Below are 14,639 nucleotides of genomic sequence, written 5' to 3' on the forward strand. Positions count from 1 at the left end.
TTGTAAATGAATAAAAATGAAGTGCCGAAGGCCAACCCCGATAATATATCGAATTCAAAGAAACTAGATATAGTGATATATGGTCATAGTATTGCTGCTTTCATGTCGGCTTTGGCAATAGATAACTCACTTGCTGATCAAGTGTCGCTTTCACTTATATTACCTGCTGAACAGACACACAGCGATATATTATATGGTGGTACAAGTTCTCCTGATGCTTATAATTTTCATTTGGCCATGGGGATTTCTGAACCAGAGTTATTTCAACAAACTCATTCCAGTTTTTCGTTTGGCACTCATTATAAAAATTGGAGTGGAGAAGAGTTTGATTGGGTACAAGCCTTTAGTTTGCCATTTACCTTGGAATACGGCGTCAACTTTCATCAGGTTTTGTTAAAACACCAACAAGACTTGCAAGCATACTTAGTAGGCGCTCAATCTGTTTTACATGACAAGTTTGCTCATCCACCTCAGAATCAACCAGCATCGCCATTGTCTAGGGCTGAATATAGCTATAATTTTGATTATCAAGATTACGCTCGGTTTCTACTAAATAAGCTTAAGCAGAAAAAAATAAAACTGATTCAGTCAGATGTTTTAGCAGCCAAGGTTGAAGATGAACATATTACTAGCCTGCAACTAAATGATAACTCGTGCATTAGCGCAGACTTATTTATTGACTGTTCAGGCGCTAATGCTAAATTAATGAGCGCTTTGGGCTCGAAGAAACAAGTACATTCGCAAATAAATCTTTCGTTATTAACTAACGAAAATGACACACAGATGAAACCCTGTAATCGAGTGTCAGGAGATATTAATGCTTGGCAGTCGACTCTTTATTTACAAAACTCTAGTCAGGTATTTCAAGCTGTAAGTACAGAATCTACTTCTGTAGAAAATAAATGTTCTGCTAACAGCCTTGTATCAATAAGCGCTGAGGTTGGCGAACAAGAACAAGCTTGGGTTGGTAATTGTGTTGCTATTAGCCTGAGTGCCGCTGTACTTGAGCCATTTTCCAATGCGCCGTTCAGATTACTTAAGCTTGATGTTGAGCGCCTCTTAGAGCTAATTCCTTTCTCGAATAATATGGCTATGGAACAAAAAGAGTACAATCGGCGCTATCGTTCAGACGTTCAACACGCCAAACTATTTAACTTGGCATTGACGGATACAAGGCATCTTTTGCGACATGATCACGCCACACAAAATCAGATTGCCGCTAGTGATCTTGATAACGACATACGAGCATTACTTGATAGAAAATTAGAGCAATATTTGCACCGAGGATTAATGGTTACCTATGACTTTGAACCTTTCAATACGGAAGATTGGATAATACTTCACTTTGGTATGCAGCGTGTTCCAAAACGCCTCAATAGTTTATGCGACAACATCGACAATCCCAATGTTAAACAACATTTATTACATACAAAAAATGCAATAGCAGCCATTGTGCCCAAAATGCCAAGCTGTTCACTATATACAGAAAAGTTTTTGAATTATTTAAAGAGGCAATCATGAATCAGTCATCTAGCAATCGTATCCGGAAAATCGTTATCGCTGGCGGTGGAACCGCAGGTTGGATGTCTGCAGCGGCACTAGCAAGTATGCTAAGCCCTGATAACGTGCAAATTGTGCTAGTAGAATCTGAGGAAATTGGCACGGTTGGAGTTGGTGAAGCGACTATTCCCGATATTATAAGCTTCAATCGTATGTTGGGCATTGATGAAGCTGAATTTTTAAAGGCAACCAACGGTACTTTTAAGTTGGGAATAGAGTTTAGTGACTGGGGTAAACTTGGCGACAAATACTTTCATCCATTTGGTAACCATGGCGCAGATATGAACGGTATTGATTTCCATCAATATTGGCTGCATACAAGGCAAGCTGGCAACAGCAACAGTTTAGAAGAATACAGCATGTGTGCAGTAGCTGCTAAAAACATGAAGTTTGCGCTACCTAACGACAATCCTCGATCGCTTTTATCACAAATTGGTTATGCCTATCATTTTGATGCTACTGCATACGCATTATTTCTAAGAGACTACGCAGAAAAGCGTGGTGTGATACGAATAGAAGGGCGTATTGAGCAGATAGTACAAGACGAAAAAACTGAAAATATTTCAGCGCTTGTTATGCAAAATAATCAACGTGTTGAGGGTGATTTCTTTTTTGATTGCACGGGTTTTAAAGCTAAGTTGTTAGGCGAAACACTTGGCGTACCATTTCACGATTGGTCAAAGTGGCTGCCATGCAACAGTGCTCAAGCCGTAGCAAGCGAACGCCGTGGTGAATTATTACCTTACACTAAGTCGATGGCAAAAAGCGCTGGTTGGCAATGGCGAATTCCAACTCAGCATAGAACTGGAAACGGGCATATTTATTGCGCTGACTTTATGGATGATCAGCAAGCTATCGATGTACTTATGCAAGGACTTGATGCTCCGGCACTTTCTGATCCTCGTACCATAAGGTTTACCACTGGGTGTCGAGACAAGTTCTGGCATAAAAACTGTATGGCCATTGGCCTTTCTAGTGGGTTTTTAGAGCCTTTAGAGTCAACTTCTATTTTTCTAATACAGCAGGGAATAAGCCGCTTTATTGCGTTATATCCGTCATTAACGCCAGCCGCAAAAGTAGTAGAAGAATACAACCGTTTAATGACACGTGAATTTAATCAAGTTAGAGATTTTATTATATTGCATTACAAAGCCACTCAACGCACAGACAGTGAGTTTTGGCGCTATTGTAAAAACATGTCGATACCTGATTCTTTGCAACACAAAATGGAGTTATTTCAGTGTGCAGGACGAGTATTCAGAGATGATCACGAGTTATTCTCAACTTCTAGCTGGGTAGCCGTAATGACTGGGCAAAATATTTATCCTGAAACCCCAGAACCCATGTTGCTTGGTGTGCCTATACAAAATATTGAACAAAGCTTACAAAGTATGCAAAGAGCAATGCAACAAACAAGCATACAAATGCCAACACATGCCGAGTTTATAAAGAATTATGCTGGTTCTTCGATTTAAATTTAAGCAGTTAATTAAATAGGTAATTTTATGCAAAGTATGGATGTTAAAAATGTTGTCATCGTTGGTGGTGGAACTGCAGGGTGGATGTCAGCAGCAGGCATGTCCAAACTACTTGGCAACAGAAAAATCAATATACGCGTCATTGAATCTGAATCGATAGGTACCGTTGGTGTCGGCGAAGCCACCGTTCCGCATATTCAATACTTTAATCGACTGTTAGGCATTGATGAAAACAGCTTTATTAAAAAAACAAATGCGACCTTTAAATACGGGATAGAGTTTGTTGATTGGCATAAACTTGGTGAATCTTATTTTCATTCATTTGGCCCTTATGGCATGGACATGGAAGGTATTCATTTTCATCATATGTGGTTACGCCAGAACAAAGCGGGAACAGCTAAACCCATCGACGAATTTAACCTACAAATTCAAGCATCTAAAGCGGGGAAATACATGCCTGCACGTCCTGAGTTGCAGGGTAGTCCATTAAGTGCACTTTCGTATGCCTTTCAATTTGATGCAGTATTATACGCGGCCTTTTTACGTGATTTTTCTGAAAATAACGGAGTGATAAGAACCGAAGGTAAAATTGTTAAGGTTACACAAGCAGAAAACACTGGCCACATTGAATCAGTTACATTGGAAAATGGCGAATGTATTAAAGGTGACTTGTTTATTGATTGCTCTGGTTTTAAGGGCTTATTGATCGAAGAAACGTTAAAGACTGGATATGATGATTGGTCGCATTACTTGCCTTGCGACAGTGCTGTCACGCGTCTTAGCGAGCGCATGACAAAGCTTCCTCCATATACCCGAGCGACGGCTAAAACTGCAGGTTGGCAATGGCGTATTCCACTACAATCAAGAACTGGAAATGGTTATGTATACTCAAGCCAATTTTTAAGTGACGAGGATGCAATCGAAAGCTTAAACCAAGACATTGATACTGCGGCCATCTCAGAACCTCGTCAGTTAAGGTTTAAAACAGGAATTAGAAAGCAACCGTGGAACAAAAATGTGGTTTCGATAGGCCTTTCGTCTGGTTTTTTAGAGCCTCTTGAATCAACATCTATTCACTTAATACAAACGGCTATTGCTAGATTAATGACTAACTTCCCGGATATGTCATTTAATCAGCCCGATATTGATTATTATAATGAACGTACAAAGAATGAATATGTACAAATCAGAGATTTCTTAATTCTACATTATAAAGCAACTACACGTGACGATAGCCCTTTCTGGAACTACGTACGCGAAATGGATATTCCAGAGTCGCTAGAGAAGCGCATCGCTATTTATAAAGAAAACGCGCGCTTATATAGTGAAGATAAAGAGTTATTTAATCACAGCAGTTGGTTTGCCGTATTTAATGGCCAAGGTATTCACCCACAACGTTATCATCCTATCGCCAATTTGTTAGAAGAAAAAGAGATGGAAAGGCGTATGACAGAAATTCATACCGTGACACAAAAATGCTTAAGCATCATGCCATCGCATGAAGATTTTTTAGCGAAGTTACCTTAGTTTTTTAAATTTTGTTTCAAAGAACTTGCATCCTTATCAGGTACCTAGCGAGAATGTTTATTTAAGATACGGTGAAAACTATATAGTTTCGAACTGAGCAACGGAAAAGTAATTACTATGCATCGTGTGAGTGGTTAGATATTAAATACTTAATCGATAATAAAGTGAATTAATGTATTTAGAAGTACTGCAGGTTACTTGATTTGTCTGGTACCGCTTTTAGTACTACTAAAAAGATAAATCAAACCTAATAATATTGATATTCAGCAGACATAAAAAAACCAGAAGCCTTTATTACTAAAGAGTTTCTGGTTTTTTTTAGGTTCTAAGAACCCTAATTTGGTGCGCTACTGGACTCTTCTGTATTGCTTAATTTATTGATAAATAAGTATTTGATTGGTTCGTTTTGTTTGTGGTACTACTATTGGTACTACTAAAAAAGAAAGTCACTTATTTTTTTGATAAATTTTAGCTGTTTTGAAATGTTTACAAAATGAGTGATTAAAGTTTAATACATAAGTAATAAATATATTTTTATATAATAACATCAAGTTTATTAAGAGATTACCTTTTCCTATAAGGTGTTAACTGCTACAGTTTATTTTGTCTGAATTTCGTACAAAAGGATTTTTAATGGCAGAGCCGTATTCACCAAAGCAATTTTTTAGAAATGTATATAATGTATTTTTGATTCAATACTTTGAAAAGAATAATATTGAGTTTCCTTTAGATCTTTATGCGATAAAGGAAAAACAAGTTGCTGTTATCTTCGATGCCTTTTTAACTTTAGATGATGATACCCGACACAAAATTGAATCAGACTTTCAAAAAGTTCATGCTTTAGCTACCGACGCTGGTATTATTTCATTAATTGAAGAGGCCAAAGAATTTGAAAACCATAAATTTATTGATACCTTACAAGGGATTTCTGGTTTACACGCTAAAGCAATGTGGGCTTTTATCGATAGTCCAGAATATTGGCAAGGTGCGTCAATATTATATCAAACTAAGATTATCCCTTCGTCATATTGGGTTAAAATCAATGAATTACCAGCACTAGAGCAGCCTTATACATCTAAAGATGTTGAATTTTTAGCTCAAGCGATAGGTGAATATTTTTTTAATAATGAAGGACGTGGCAAGCGGTGTAAAATTGATCACTATAAGCGGGGGAAAAATGATTACTTTTTTGCCTTTCCTGAAGATTTTGCTAAAACAGCAGTAGAGTGGCTTGATAATGACTTACAAAGTATACCGCATCAGATGGCCTTTGAAATAGTTTTTGTATATTGTGAACACACGGCAACTTTAGATTTATATGCAAGAAAAAATGCTAAAAATATTCCTCATTTACAAGAGCTGTTTGCTTTATATATTTTGAAAGCTAAATTAACTAACTTTACCCCCTTCGTTGAAAATAAAAGCTATGATCTTGAACCTATTTTCGAAGCAGGTTTTGAATTTAACATTCCAGATAAATCAGATGTTTATACAGTGCAAATATTATCGGCAGAAGTCACTTGTAAAAATAACCCTTCAAGCCACGTAACAGTAACTATATCCCCAAATAAGAACAAGGATGCTGTTCGTGATAGGTTGTTAAAAATACGCACCCAAACAGAATATGTTAGTGGCGTAAAATTAAAAGTGTTTTTTAAGCCTAATGGAATGAGAACGAAACCCGCCAAAGTAGTCACAATATCAATGCCAGATAAATGTAACTTAGGCTGTAGTGACGATGATATATTAATTAGTGAAATTTTATCCGCTTCAGGTATTGAGCCGCAACCGATAAACATGAGCTTACCATGCCTGTAGATCAGGTTTTATTATTACTATTAAATTCACTTTCACTAAAGAACCATAAACTTGTTTTAAGCTGGTTTTCGGTTAACTTATGGGAAGATCAAGCATTTAGTTTAATGCTTGATAATAAGCTGATAACGCCAGTTTCAAAAGCCAAGAGCATCCAATGCAGATATTGTGAAAAGAATTGCACCCTAGATGTTATCCCGCATTCATACCCTAATAAAACGATCTATTATGCTATTTGTGATGACCCAATAATGAATGAGCAAGTAGGACGAATGACTATTCCACCTGAGCAGCTTAACCAGTGGAAAATAAGTATTAAGCAACTTGCGGTATCTATTGCTGATTTATTGGGTTTACCTTGTGATATTAGCTATAACGCGGATCAAAGGAGCATTGTATTAGGCGCATTAAAGAGTAAGACGGCAGGGCGTAAAAGTGTTCTTTTAAATGTAGAACCTTTATCATTACTTATTAACCAAAGTGAGTTACTGATTAATGAAGTCCTATACTTTGAAAACAATAAGCTAGCGTTAGATAAAGAACAAATTGACCATGCTTTAAACCTTAAGCAATTATCTTCTGTTAAACCCTACCGCGCTAATACCGATAAAAAAGAACAACGTAAAGCTAACACTCAAGCCATGTATCAAGACTGGCAGGAGCAGGCTTTAAAGCTTCATAAACTTAATCCCACTAAGTCCAAAACGTGGCTATCACAACAAATTGCAAAAATGGCAATAGCAAAAGGTAAAAGCCCCGAAACAATAAGAAGAAATATCAATATTTAGCATAAAGTTGGGGGCAAACTTTGCGCCCAAAATACCTATCCTAACCTGTTGTTTTTAATAAGCTTAAAAACACACCTCAATTAAAGTGATATTTTTTAAACTCCCTTACCTGAATAATATCAATGAGTTAACGTGAGTTACTTACGTTGGTACATATCTTTTATCGCCCAAATCGCACACTTAATCTTTTAGCCGTTCCTACAAACTACTAAGAGATTTAAATATGTCTAATAAGATCATTCGCTTACCAGCGGTTAAAGAAAAAACAGGTTTATCACGCAGCAGTATTTACTTACGCATGACTAAAAACGATTTCCCCAAGAGTATTTCTTTAGGGGAACGTGCTATTGGTTGGCTTGAAAGTGATATTGAACAATGGCTTGATGAGCGTATCTCAGCATCTAAGGCGGCTAGCCATGAGTAGTCGTAATAACCCTAACCGTATCAAAATCCACCGTAGTTATACCGTTATTGATGTTAGTGAAACATTGGGTGTTCATCCCAAAACTGTGCGTAATTGGATTCGTGTTGGATTACCTGTTTTCGATGAAAAACGTCCACTCTTAATTCGTGGTATTGACTTAAAAATTTATTTAAAACAGAAACGAAAAACTTACATGCATCAATGTGAAGTACATGAAATGTATTGTTTCAAATGCAGACAACCTAATAACCCGAATATTGAATCACTTCAATTCATAGCTAAGCCTGCTGGAATGGCTCAAATGACAGGGGGTTGTGAAGTGTGTGGATGCAAAGCAAATAAGTATGTTTCTTGGCGTGATGTAAATCAAATTTGGCTTGAACTAGGAGGGAAATTCCCGATAGCTGAAAAACACTTAAACCTGAGAGGAAAAGCTCTCTTAAATTGTCCTTTAAATAAGGTATTTAATGATGAATAAAAGTAGCACAAATAATGTCAGAATTTTGCATGAATACATCAAGTATTTGAGAGATGCAAAACGCCAAGATCATTCAACAATTGATGGTGCATTAAAGTCAATTAATCGCTTTGAAAACTATTCGGGCTATCTTGATTTCAATAAGTTTAAGGCAAAGCATGCTATTGGATTTAAGAAGCACCTTCTTACTCAAAAATCACTTGTGACAGGGGAAAAGTTAAGTAAAGCAACGATGCTAACAGCCACTCGACACTTAAAAATGTTTTTCCAATATCTTGTCACACAAAAAGGCTATCGAGCAAAAATAAACTACAGCGATATTGAATATTTCAATTTGTCTGAAAAAGATACTCGCATTGCTAATGCCAAGCGTAAGAGAAATGTGGCGACAATTGAGCAAATAATGAAAACCTTGGAAGCTATGCCTTACTCTACTGAGATTGAAATGCGTGACAGAGCTTTAATTGCCTTTATTATATTAACAGGCGCAAGAGACAGTGCTGTTGCTTCAGCTAAGATTAAGCATATTGATATGGATGAACAAAGCTTTTATCAGGATGCAAGGGAGGTAAATACAAAGTTTAGTAAAACCTTTACTACTTACTTTTTTCCTGTGGATGAATTGCCATCAAAGATTTTGATTAAATGGATTGAGTATTTGAATAAAGAGCTTGGGTTTAAGCAAAGTGATCCATTATTTCCAAAAACTAAATTGGCACACAACAAAAATCAACAATTTGAAGCCGTTGGTTTACTTAAAGAACATTGGAGTAATGCAAACCCAATTCGCAAGGTCTTTAAACAAGCCTTTGAATCTGCTGATTTACCTTATTTTAACCCCCACAGCTTCCGTAATACTTTGGTAAGGCTAGGTGAAAGCCTTTGCCGAACGCCTGAAGAATTTAAAGCATGGAGTCAAAACTTAGGTCATGAAAGCGTGCTGACTAGCTTTTATAGTTATGGGGATGTACCAGATTACAAACAAGCTGAACTATTGCGTAAATTAACTAAGCCAGCTGAAAGTATTTCTTTAGATATGGAAGAGAAGTTTAAGCAATTTATGGCATTTCAAGAAATGATGGATAACAAATAAAGCCCATCTCAATGACTTGATTATCTGGTATCAATAAACAGTCGGATATTGATGCCAGTTTTTCAATAAGATATTTAATGTACATTTTAGGCATAGTCAAAGTGTACGTTCATCATTAATTGCTATTGTGTTCATTTTAAGTTGCTTTAGATTAAGTGTACGTATATTGTTATGACACCTAAAACTTAAAGTGAACACTTTTCAAGGAATAAATATGAGTGGTAAACAAATCGGGTATATTCGTGTTTCGACAATAGAACAAAACACCGAACGACAATTAAATGAAATCCCACTAGATGAAACGTTCACTGATAAGTGTAGTGGTAAAGATACAAACCGACCTGCTCTGAAGGAACTTATAAAATTTGTAAGAAAGGACGATACGGTTCATGTGCATGATATCAGCCGAATGGCTCGTAATACTGAAAATCTTCTTACACTTGTTAAAGAGTTAACTGATAAAGGTGTAAAGCTTATATTTCACAAAGAATCACTAACGTTCACTGGCGAAGATAATCCAATGCAGCAACTAATGCTGACAATGTTAGGTGGTATCTATCAATTTGAGCGTTCTATGATGCTTGAACGTCAACGTGAAGGTATAGCGATAGCCAAGCAGAAAGGGAAATATAAAGGTAAACCTGTCAATATTGAATTAAATGAAAGTATCTGTGCACTTGCGAATACAGGTATTAATAAATCTCAAATAGCTAAAAAGCTCAATTGTTCACGGACAACGGTTTACAAGGCTCTTTCTAACTAGTACGCAGTAGTCGAAAAGCTAAATATTGAGCTTTTTGGAAGAAAAACTGGCAATACTAAAACTTCCTTTTTCAGTACAGACGAGCATTGATACTCAAATGGTAGCTTTTTCCCTAATTTTCCCATATTCTCTCAATAGGTCTTTTGAGAGAATAATAATGACTGAACATATCATGACCTTGAAAGAGGTAGCAAAGTATCTAAAGCTCACCGAAAAAACTGCTTATCGCCTAGCTGCGGAGAAGAAGTTGCCTGGTTTCAAAGTGGGCGGTTCTTGGCGTTTTAAAAGTGAAGATTTAGAAACATGGATAGAAGAACAAAAGGACAAGGAATGATCCCAAATTATCAACAATTTATGCGTCCCTTCCTTGAGATAGCAAAAACAGCTAATAATTCACCTGAAAATAATAACGAAGTTAAACTTCGTGATGTTATTAATGAGTTGGCTGAAGTATTTAACCTATCTGAAGAGGATAAAGCTGAAACACTACCTAGTGGCAAGCAAAGCATTCTCGATAATCGAGTAGGTTGGGCACGTACTTATCTAACAAAAGCAGGTTTACTGGAAGTTACTAGACGAGCTCACTTCATTATTACCGAGCGGGGTATAAAAGCACTTAAAGATAAAAATGTCGTTATTGATAACAAATATCTAAAGCAGTTTGATGAGTTTATTACATTTAAAGATCAAAAAAATGTAGCTAGCGACAATGTTATTGAAACCATTGAAGGCACAGATGATATTACTCCTGATGAAGTCCTTCGTTCTGCTTATAAAAAAATTAATGACGCACTAGCCACCGATATACTCGACCGTACACGTAAGGTAACTCCTGATTTCTTCGAAGACTTACTTATCGAATTGCTACTTGCTATGGGGTATGGCGGCACTGGTGAAGGTGCAGCTCATGCTTTAGGAAAAACGGGTGACAATGGTATTGATGGCGTAATAGACCAAGACCCGCTTGGCGTAGACCAAATATACATACAAGCTAAACGTTATGCTCAAGGTAATAATATTGGTTCAGGTGATATAAGAGACTTCTTCGGTGCTTTAAGTCTTAAAAAAGCACAAAAAGGCATATTCATTACGACATCAGACTTCACACCATCCGCAGTACAAACCGCCAAAGACTTAGGCATGCGTATTGTACTTATCAACGGTAAAGAATTAGCCAAACTCATGCTGCGATACAACATCGGTAGTCGAGACGAACAAATACTGCACCTAAAGAAAATCGACGAAGAATTTTTTGAAATATAAATTTCAATAACCAATTTAAAAGAGAATAGAATGAACATTTTACAATACGAATCAAAAATATGGGCTACTGCTGACTTACTCCGAGGTAGCGGCATTAAAGAGTCTGAATGGCCATCGTTTATGATGCCATTTTTTGCTTTAGTCATGATTGAAAGCCGACTTATTCGTATGTTTGAAGAGCTCAAAACTGAAGTTGGTGAAGAAGCTTTTGGTCAAATTCAAAAGGAAGATCTCTACGACCTTATTAAAGACAAAGGGCAAGGTTATAACTCATATATCTTCGAAAAAGATCTATCCCTTCAAGGAATTTGTCAAAATGATAAATCTTTTGAAACTGACCTTGATGGTTATCTCAAAGGATTTGATGGTGAAACAAAAGATTTATTAGGCGTTGATGCCGGCGACGGAGAGAAATTCCTAGATATCAGAGGTGTAATAACCAAGCTAAAAGCCAAAAAAGTACTGCTTGGCTACACCAAGTTGTGGGCAGAAATTGATTTAAAACCATTTAACAACTCAGAAATCACAACACTCGAAGAGCATATTAAGCGCAAATGGGCAGACATCTCTGCTGAAACTGCTGGGGAGCAATATACCCCCGATGACGTCATAGCGCTTATAAGTGAAATAGTGGCTTCAAAAATTGAAGAGTCTGACAAACTCCTAAAAATATACGACTGTACCTGTGGTGGTGGCAACATGTTGTTTGGTGTTGAAGATCGTATAAACCAAAAATTTAAACGTCTCACACAAACTTATGGCCAAGATTGGAACGACGCTCTTTATGCTCTGGCAAAAATTGAAAGCCGATTTCGGCCAGACTCAAAAATAGAACACGGCAATACCTTAGTTGATGATAAATTCGACAACGAAGAATTTGATGTGGTTATTGCTAACCCGCCTTATGGTGTTAGTTGGTCTGGTTACTCTAAAGACATACAAAACGACAAAACCGAACGCTTTAAATTCCTTCCATCTATATCTGATGGCCAACTCCTTTTTATGCAACATCTGATATCTAAACTAGATTCAAATGGTATTGGGGTTGTTGTTCACAATGGTTCAAGCTTATTCAGTGGAGAGGCGGGTTCTTCTGAAAGTAACATTAGAAAATGGATGCTAGATAATGATCTTGTTGAGGCATTAATCCAATTACCAACTGAAGAATTCTTCAACACCAATATTTATACTTATCTCTGGGTATTAAACAAACGAAAGGATCATATAAAACAAGGTAAAGTTCTTCTAATAGATGCAAGTAATAGCGCTACACCACTAAAAAAGAAAAAAGGAGAGAAGAAAAAGGAATTGGCCAAGGCGGCAATCCAAACCGTAGTGGATAGTTTAACCTCATACACAGACAACTCTTTATCTAAACTTGTTAAGAAAGAACACCTGTATTTTAATAAGCAAACCATTATGCTTACTAACGTCGATGTAAATGGATTAAGTTTTGAATCTCAGCTTCCATTAAAGGAAGATAAGAAAACAAGCGAAAAGAAACAAGCTTCCTCAATGGTATTAACGCCTGTTTTGTTAACAGATGGTGAGCGTGAGTTAACTGAGTTCAGCATCACGACGTTTGATGAAGATCGATATACTTCCTTATTAGATTATTTTGAACTAAATATCAAACCGTTCATTTCGGCATTAGACTACAAAGAGCAGCCACTTAAAGTATCGACACCATTGCTGTCATACTGGTATGACAATGCTCAGGAAACTCTGATAAAAGAAGACCTAAAAACAGGTAAAAAAGAGAACTTAGGTTGTGGCAAAATAATCATTAAGTCTACTTATAAAAAAAAGACAAAAAAATTACCTGAGCGTATAGCTATTAGTATTGAGTTAACGCCAAACTATGAGAAAGACTATGAAATTACTCCTTTTGACAAAGATGAGTCGATTAATCAGCAAATCATAAGTAAGCATATGAATAAATACGTTGGACGACAATTCAAATATTTAGAAAATACAGTTGGCGTTGAGATTAACTTTAAAAAAGAGTTTTATAGGAAGACAAAGCTTAGGAGTACAAAGGATATTCAGTCAGAACTCATAAAATTAAATAAAAAACTAATTGAACTAGAAAATGAGTTTTTCTTGTGAAAATAATCGATAAGAGCAATACCTACATTAATTCTGATCTAAATTGGTTAGCAGATATACCTGCAAACTGGAGCATAAAAAGAATAAAGGAAATTATGTTAAGGCTAGACCAAGGATGGAGCCCTAATGCTGCTCCTTGGCCAACAATGTCTAATTCCTATGGCGTGCTTAAATTGTCAGCGATATCAAATAACCAGTTTTTTGAATTGGAAAATAAAGAAATTCCCCCGGATGAAGTATCTAGTGATGTCCTTCTAGCTGAAAAAGGTCGAGTACTGATGACAAGGTCAAACACTCCCGACCTTGTAGGGGAGGCGTGCTTTATTCGTAAAACGCCATATGCAAAACTTATTGTACCGGATCTCATTTTCTCATTACTGCTTAATCCAAATAAAGTTTCCTCATCCTATTTCGCCTACTTAATTAACAGTCATTCGTTTAGCTACTTAAAAACTATTTCTGCGAGAGGCTTGAACGACTCAATGGTCAAAATTTCTCAGGCTACTGTCAAAAATTGGAAAATTTGTTTACCGCCAAAAGATGTTCAACAGAAAATAGCCAATTACATTGAAATGCAATTAACGGATATCAATAAGACAATTGATATCCTTGAAGGGAAAATAGAACTTTATGAAAGCCTTCGGCTGAACATGATTTTTGATTGTGTAACAAAGGGAATCAATTTTAACAACAATAATATGACTGACACAGAAAGTAATTGGCTGGAAAAAATCCCCAAAGGATGGAAGATGTTGCCTGTCAGGAATGTTCTTAATAATATTTCAGTAAAAAATAAAAACTCTATTAATAATAATTATCTGTCTTTAGTGGCAAAAATAGGTGTAATTCCTTACGCCGAAAAAGGTAAGTTGGGAAATAAAAAGCCAGATAATCTCGAAAAATGCAAAGTTGTGTCTTGTGGTGACTTGGTTCTCAATACTATGAATTTCAGCATAGGGAGTTTCGGATTATCAAAATATAACGGAGTATGTAGCTCTGTTTACTTGGTTTTAAGAGCAAATAAAAACTGCAACGGTAATTATTTGTACAGAATATTTCAAACAAAGCACTTCCAAAACTACGTGTCCTCATTTGGAAAAGGAATATTGGATATAAGAATGGCTATAAAGTGGGAGTCGTTAAAAAACATTGAAATACCTATACCATCTGAAGAAGAGCAAATCAAAATAGCACACTATATAGATATAAAAGAAACTGAGATCAACAATGTTATAAAAAACATGAAGAAACAAGTCTCTTGTTTGAAAGAGCTTTCTATAGCCTTCGTTGATGAGGTTACGACAGGGAAGAGAACGTTTACTTATGAAAAGGATATATAAA

13 protein-coding genes are annotated in these 14,639 nt (G+C 36.3%); all 13 read left to right on the forward strand.

Features of this window, described 5'->3' with window-relative positions:
• The first annotated feature begins 6 nt into the window (after positions 1 to 6).
• The 13 genes from Q5N69_RS06275 (at position 7) to Q5N69_RS06335 (ending at position 14,638) form a co-directional block, all read left to right on the forward strand.
• A complete protein-coding gene (locus tag Q5N69_RS06275) occupies positions 7 to 1,521 on the forward strand; it encodes a tryptophan 7-halogenase (RefSeq protein WP_304368004.1) in 1,515 nt (504 codons plus the stop codon).
• The gene (locus Q5N69_RS06280) at positions 1,518 to 3,035 is read left to right on the forward strand and encodes a tryptophan halogenase family protein (protein WP_304368005.1); all 1,518 of its coding nucleotides are present in this window, start codon (positions 1,518 to 1,520) and stop codon (positions 3,033 to 3,035) included. Before Q5N69_RS06275 ends, Q5N69_RS06280 begins: the two co-directional genes overlap by 4 nt.
• A gap of 30 nt (positions 3,036 to 3,065) precedes the next feature.
• Positions 3,066 to 4,565, forward strand: a complete 1,500-nt coding sequence (locus tag Q5N69_RS06285) for a tryptophan halogenase family protein (protein ID WP_304368006.1) — start codon at positions 3,066 to 3,068, stop codon at positions 4,563 to 4,565.
• A gap of 633 nt (positions 4,566 to 5,198) precedes the next feature.
• Positions 5,199 to 6,383, forward strand: coding sequence for a hypothetical protein (locus Q5N69_RS06290; protein WP_304368007.1), 1,185 nt, complete (start codon positions 5,199 to 5,201; stop codon positions 6,381 to 6,383).
• Positions 6,374 to 7,168 carry a hypothetical protein gene (locus Q5N69_RS06295; protein WP_304368008.1) on the forward strand — a complete coding sequence of 265 codons (795 nt, stop codon included), beginning with the start codon at positions 6,374 to 6,376 and terminating at the stop codon, positions 7,166 to 7,168. The genes Q5N69_RS06290 and Q5N69_RS06295 overlap by 10 nt, the downstream gene beginning before the upstream one ends.
• Before the next feature lie 223 nt (positions 7,169 to 7,391).
• Complete coding sequence (locus tag Q5N69_RS06300) at positions 7,392 to 7,592, forward strand: AlpA family transcriptional regulator (RefSeq protein WP_304368009.1); 201 nt, start codon at positions 7,392 to 7,394, stop codon at positions 7,590 to 7,592.
• On the forward strand, positions 7,585 to 8,070 hold the full coding sequence (locus Q5N69_RS06305; RefSeq protein ID WP_304368010.1) for a helix-turn-helix domain-containing protein: 486 nt from the start codon (positions 7,585 to 7,587) through the stop codon (positions 8,068 to 8,070). Before Q5N69_RS06300 ends, Q5N69_RS06305 begins: the two co-directional genes overlap by 8 nt.
• Entirely contained in the window at positions 8,060 to 9,163 is a 1,104-nt protein-coding gene (locus Q5N69_RS06310; protein ID WP_304368011.1) for a site-specific integrase, read from the forward strand. Before Q5N69_RS06305 ends, Q5N69_RS06310 begins: the two co-directional genes overlap by 11 nt.
• A gap of 214 nt (positions 9,164 to 9,377) precedes the next feature.
• Entirely contained in the window at positions 9,378 to 9,926 is a 549-nt protein-coding gene (locus Q5N69_RS06315; RefSeq protein WP_304368012.1) for a recombinase family protein, read from the forward strand.
• A 157-nt stretch (positions 9,927 to 10,083) separates the two neighbouring features.
• A complete protein-coding gene (locus Q5N69_RS06320) occupies positions 10,084 to 10,260 on the forward strand; it encodes a helix-turn-helix domain-containing protein (protein WP_304368013.1) in 177 nt (58 codons plus the stop codon).
• Positions 10,230 to 11,189 carry a restriction endonuclease gene (locus tag Q5N69_RS06325; RefSeq protein WP_304368014.1) on the forward strand — a complete coding sequence of 320 codons (960 nt, stop codon included), beginning with the start codon at positions 10,230 to 10,232 and terminating at the stop codon, positions 11,187 to 11,189. The genes Q5N69_RS06320 and Q5N69_RS06325 overlap by 31 nt, the downstream gene beginning before the upstream one ends.
• 30 nt (positions 11,190 to 11,219) lie before the next feature.
• On the forward strand, positions 11,220 to 13,298 hold the full coding sequence (locus tag Q5N69_RS06330; protein WP_304368015.1) for a class I SAM-dependent DNA methyltransferase: 2,079 nt from the start codon (positions 11,220 to 11,222) through the stop codon (positions 13,296 to 13,298).
• Entirely contained in the window at positions 13,295 to 14,638 is a 1,344-nt protein-coding gene (locus Q5N69_RS06335; protein WP_304368016.1) for a restriction endonuclease subunit S, read from the forward strand. The genes Q5N69_RS06330 and Q5N69_RS06335 overlap by 4 nt, the downstream gene beginning before the upstream one ends.
• The last annotated feature ends 1 nt before the right edge of the window (position 14,639 follow it).

The sequence above is a fragment of the Pseudocolwellia sp. AS88 genome (assembly GCF_030551755.1).
GTDB lineage: Bacteria > Pseudomonadota > Gammaproteobacteria > Enterobacterales > Alteromonadaceae > Pseudocolwellia.

Bases quoted from the DNA above. Each gene is read 5' to 3' on its own strand.
- Q5N69_RS06275 (WP_304368004.1), top strand. From the start codon at position 7: ATGAATAAAAATGAAGTGCCGAAGGCCAACCCCGATAATATATCGAAT.
- Q5N69_RS06280 (WP_304368005.1), top strand. From the start codon at position 1,518: ATGAATCAGTCATCTAGCAATCGTATCCGGAAAATCGTTATCGCTGGC.
- Q5N69_RS06285 (WP_304368006.1), top strand. From the start codon at position 3,066: ATGCAAAGTATGGATGTTAAAAATGTTGTCATCGTTGGTGGTGGAACT.
- Q5N69_RS06290 (WP_304368007.1), top strand. From the start codon at position 5,199: ATGGCAGAGCCGTATTCACCAAAGCAATTTTTTAGAAATGTATATAAT.
- Q5N69_RS06295 (WP_304368008.1), top strand. From the start codon at position 6,374: ATGCCTGTAGATCAGGTTTTATTATTACTATTAAATTCACTTTCACTA.
- Q5N69_RS06300 (WP_304368009.1), top strand. From the start codon at position 7,392: ATGTCTAATAAGATCATTCGCTTACCAGCGGTTAAAGAAAAAACAGGT.
- Q5N69_RS06305 (WP_304368010.1), top strand. From the start codon at position 7,585: ATGAGTAGTCGTAATAACCCTAACCGTATCAAAATCCACCGTAGTTAT.
- Q5N69_RS06310 (WP_304368011.1), top strand. From the start codon at position 8,060: ATGATGAATAAAAGTAGCACAAATAATGTCAGAATTTTGCATGAATAC.
- Q5N69_RS06315 (WP_304368012.1), top strand. From the start codon at position 9,378: ATGAGTGGTAAACAAATCGGGTATATTCGTGTTTCGACAATAGAACAA.
- Q5N69_RS06320 (WP_304368013.1), top strand. From the start codon at position 10,084: ATGACTGAACATATCATGACCTTGAAAGAGGTAGCAAAGTATCTAAAG.
- Q5N69_RS06325 (WP_304368014.1), top strand. From the start codon at position 10,230: ATGGATAGAAGAACAAAAGGACAAGGAATGATCCCAAATTATCAACAA.
- Q5N69_RS06330 (WP_304368015.1), top strand. From the start codon at position 11,220: ATGAACATTTTACAATACGAATCAAAAATATGGGCTACTGCTGACTTA.